The following is a 4,111-nucleotide window of genomic DNA, read 5'->3' as shown; positions in this document are numbered from 1 at the left end:
TTTCTTTGATCTATTACTGGTTGTTTGTACCCATTCAGTTGCTTCATCAAAGTTCATATTCAAATACTTATACACAGTGTTTCTAGAAATATCTAATTTTTTCGCAATGGCTGCAATTTTAAATCCCTGATTTTTGAGTTGATGAATCTCAACATACAATAGTAATTTTTCCACCTTTCAAATCCTCCAGCTAAATATAATGTTATAAAATCATAATAGCTTAGCTGATGATTATTTTGGTAAAAAAGTGTTCATTCCTATCGAGCAGAAACTGTTGATTTTAGTTTAGCAGTTACACGTACCTCTATTCTGTAACACCATATGTTGAATATTTTCTTTTTGTGTAACCCATTCTAAGTTTTCCACTCGGTTATCATTGGTTATGTTATTAATATGGTTCACTGTAGGTTTGTTTTCTGGATTAGTAATAAACGCTTCTGCAACAAGTTTATGAACTAGTTTATTTTGTCTTTCTCCATTTTTAGAAAGTCGCACCATGGAATAACCTTTTTTTAACTTTATGTGCATCAAATTCTCTTTAATTTGTCTTTTCGAACCACGACTACCTATTACTACTCTTTCCAAACCTATTACTTGACCAAAATTTGATATTTGATAATAACCTTCGTAACCTTGGATATTTTTCCATATTTCATCTTCTGTAATTAATATTTCGGGTGCTTTCCCGCCACCATACTTTTCAGAGTGTGATTTAAGCTTAGATATTTCAGAGGAAGTGGCCCATTTTAGATTGAACACTATATTGTTACCAGTGTATCCATCTATATGAGAAATCAGTGACTTGTTTCCAGGGTTAGGAAGAAATGCATCCGCAACTAGTCTGTGAATGTATATGCATTTGCCTTCATTACCTTTCCTCAATTCAACCATGTATCTGTTATTGGAAGTTTTCCTCGGTTTTAATATTTTCTCTTGAATTCTCCTCTTTCTACCAGTGCTATCAATAATAAAACCTTCTAATCTCCTAATTCTCGCGAAATTACTGACCTCATAAAAAGTTTCAAATCCTTTTATTTCTCTCCAAATTTCTATTGCACCTGCTGGTATTTCTGTACGTTCTATCACCTTGTCTTCTACAATTGGTGTCGTCTTAACAGAGTGTTTCATATTCTCTCTCTGTGTAACCCATTCGAGATTTTCGACTTTTGGATTACTTCTATCTCTGTCAATGTGGTTTACAAATGGTTTATTATCTGGATTGGGAATAAACGCTTCTGCTACCAGTTTATGAACATAGAATTTTTTCCCTTTATTATCCATATAAAGACCTATGATTAGGTAACCTTCTGCAATGACGGGTGATAATATTTTTTCTATTACTTTATTTACATATCCGTCTCTCCTTAACACGTCACGTTTTAGAGACTTTACTCTACCAAGATTGCTCACTTCATAATTGCCTTCATAATTTTTTATTGGTTTCCAAGTTTCTTCTTCCATAACATCACCAATATTTAATATTTCCAACCTTTGAAAAAATTAAACAATATTATGCGCAATAATGTTATCGATGACGTTAGAGTTAGTGTAAAAATCCTATTGCTAAAAATCCTATCGAGAAATGAATACTTGTCTGCAAAATCCCCGTTTATATAGTAACAATTTCAATAAAAAAAAGACTGATGAAGTTTTGCTTCTCCACAAAACTGCTCGTTGGTCTAAGTTCATCCCTTCACAAAATCCTCGGAATATTAAGATCTTTACTGCGCAGTATGTGTCTACTACGTAATACATGGGTTACTCACATGCTCGCCCAGTTTGCTAAATTATGAGTTAAAGTGTTCTCTTAAACTTCACACGTTTAATTCACTAGGACCTGTTTGAAAAAATAACTACTCAATCGAGTGGATGTACTTGAATTATACGTTTTTTTTTCTTAAAATAGCTCTCATTTCTCCCTACCCCCTAGTAAATTTCCCAATCTTCTAATTCGATATTACTATAAATACATAATCTTTTTGACTTTATATATCAGAATCATTTCCATTATTTGGACCAAAGTTTTTTCTATTATTCTACCGATAACCAAGTATCCTTGATAAATATTTTCAACCAGGAGGTGAACACAATGGCAACAGATATTGCAACTTTATATCAAGATAATCAAAGTAAAAATCTTTTTTATCATCATAATGAATCTAATTATGTTCAAGCGCTATCTGTAAATATAAACATTCCAATTCCTGCAGACAGCATTATTATTTCTAAAATCGAGTTACAAGAACTGAGAAAACTTCAGTTAGCAGGAGTCTATTGGTCAATGAAAGACCTTGAAAAACGGGTGAATAGAAAAAGTGAATGGATTAAAGAAAATATACTTTACCCAACACGTTTCAAGAAAATACTAGATGCAGAGACCGGTGGATTTGTATTTTATCCAAAAAGCAAAGGTCAAACTTGGTCATTTCAAGCTTCAAAGATGGCAAAGTTTTTAGATGAAAACTTCGATCGGATTTTTGCTTAAGGACTACTAATAGACGAATAACCAAGTGTACCCTATACCGTGCTTGATTATTTCCAATACAACATTAGAGAGGCGACAACATGGCAAGTATACAGAAAAGGGGAAAGACATATCAATTTACTGTAAGTAATAGAGTGAACGGAGTATCGAAACCCATCCGGCGAGGTGGGTTCAAAACAAAAAAGGAGGCACAAATTGCAGCTGCAGAAATCGAGGCACAATTAAGTAAAGGTATACTACCACATCTAAAGCCGATGCCATTTGACGAATATTTCGAGAAATGGATGAAGCTTTATAAATCTAGGTTAACTGAAACCACCCAGCTCCATTACGACTATACGTCTAGAATAGTTAAAGTTTATTTTGGTGAAAAGCCAATTCAAGAGATTAAGCGCCATGATTACCAGTTTTTTTTAAATAACTTTGGAGCAAATAAGGCTAAAGAAACTATTGAGAAAGTGAATACCCATATCCGGTCATGCGTAAAAGATGCAATTGAAGAGCAGATTATCCAGCATGATTTCACAAGGAAAGCCGTATTAACTTGGAGCAATCCTGCGAAGAAGCCAGAAGAAAAGCATTTAAATTATTTTGAAACTAAAAGATTGCTAGGAGTGATTTATAGTTTGTTAGACGAAGTACTTGCATATTACTTAATTCTATTAGGATTGACTTCTGGAGCGAGGTTTGGTGAATTAATGGGACTGACTAGAAAGGATTTTAACTTTAAAAACAACACAATAAAAATTGAAAAAACATGGGGTTATGCAAAAAGACATCCTGAAGGTTTTGGTCCAACGAAAAATGAGGCATCCGTCCGTACAATCAAACTAGATAAAAAGACAATGAACGTATTTAGAAGACTTTTCGCGACAGTAACACCTAATCTGTATGGAATAGTCTTTTATAGCCCAGAGTCCAAGTACAAAGTAATTAGCAACACCAATGCCAACAAGGTACTTCAGAAAACCTTACAAGAACTTGATATTGATCCAATCACTTTCCATGGCTTAAGGCACACACATGCAAGTGTTTTATTATAAGAAAGTTGACATTAATTATGTAAGTCAACGCTTGGGGCACAGCAATATCGAAACGACTTATAAGTACTATTCTCACGTGATTAAGGAGCTGCGGGAGGAAGAGGAGAAACTGACGATTGAAACTTTTGAGAATATGTAGGCTCCGCTAAAATCGAAATTGATGTGGTTTATGATATATGAAAGATGTCGGTGCGTGAACACTGGCATCAGTCTTAGTTGTCCGTAGTAATGTGGTAGCTAATTAAATACGTGTAAGAAAAAAGTAACTCACTACTTAGCGGGCAGTGGGCTAACCTAAATTAATGAGACAATATAAAACACCTTCGAAAATGTTACACTTTAAACAAGTACATTTATCGGGGGTGTTTTTGCATGGGCAAAAACTTATATACTAGTGAAACTAAGTGGGCTGTTGTGAGAGAAAAACTTGAGGGAAAATTGACCACCAAAGAAATTATGGACAAGTATCAAATAAAGAATAAATCTCAAGTTGAGACCTGGATGAGATGGTATAAAAAGGGTGAAATCTATCGTTTTGATCAACCAATTGGAAAACAGTATACATTTGGTCATGGGCCTGAGT

The 4,111-nt window shown here is 34.1% G+C and carries 4 protein-coding genes and 1 pseudogene; 3 read left to right on the top strand and 2 right to left on the bottom strand.

The window, feature by feature from the left end; all coding sequences use genetic code 11:
• On the bottom strand, positions 1–174 hold a 174-nt coding region (locus BTR25_RS27000), incomplete at its 3' end, for a helix-turn-helix domain-containing protein (RefSeq protein WP_139311167.1).
• Between the two features lie 111 nt (positions 175–285).
• The gene (locus tag BTR25_RS26395; RefSeq protein WP_075690913.1) at positions 286–1,461 is read right to left on the bottom strand and encodes an NUMOD4 domain-containing protein; all 1,176 of its coding nucleotides are present in this window, start codon (positions 1,459–1,461) and stop codon (positions 286–288) included.
• 628 nt (positions 1,462–2,089) lie between these two features.
• Between BTR25_RS26395 and BTR25_RS26390 the strand changes: the two genes are divergently transcribed.
• The 3 genes and pseudogenes from BTR25_RS26390 to BTR25_RS26380 form a co-directional block, all read left to right on the top strand.
• Positions 2,090–2,485 carry a DUF771 domain-containing protein gene (locus BTR25_RS26390; RefSeq protein ID WP_083652576.1) on the top strand — a complete coding sequence of 132 codons (396 nt, stop codon included), beginning with the start codon at positions 2,090–2,092 and terminating at the stop codon, positions 2,483–2,485.
• Positions 2,486–2,565: 80 nt separating this feature from the next.
• Positions 2,566–3,528: a site-specific integrase gene (locus tag BTR25_RS26385; RefSeq protein WP_254842806.1), complete on the top strand. Its 963-nt coding sequence runs from the start codon at positions 2,566–2,568 to the stop codon at positions 3,526–3,528.
• Positions 3,529–3,969: 441 nt separating this feature from the next.
• Positions 3,970–4,111: pseudogene (locus BTR25_RS26380) on the top strand (IS3 family transposase); the annotation flags it as partial.

It is taken from the genome of Bacillus sp. MRMR6, from assembly GCF_001940785.1.
Lineage (GTDB): Bacteria > Bacillota > Bacilli > Bacillales > Cytobacillaceae > Neobacillus.
The sequence above is the reverse complement of the archived record's forward strand: the minus strand, read 5'-3'. Positions and strand labels throughout refer to the sequence as shown.

Bases quoted from the DNA above. Each gene is read 5' to 3' on its own strand.
- BTR25_RS26395 (WP_075690913.1), bottom strand. From the start codon at position 1,461: ATGGAAGAAGAAACTTGGAAACCAATAAAAAATTATGAAGGCAATTAT.
- BTR25_RS26390 (WP_083652576.1), top strand. From the start codon at position 2,090: ATGGCAACAGATATTGCAACTTTATATCAAGATAATCAAAGTAAAAAT.
- BTR25_RS26385 (WP_254842806.1), top strand. From the start codon at position 2,566: ATGGCAAGTATACAGAAAAGGGGAAAGACATATCAATTTACTGTAAGT.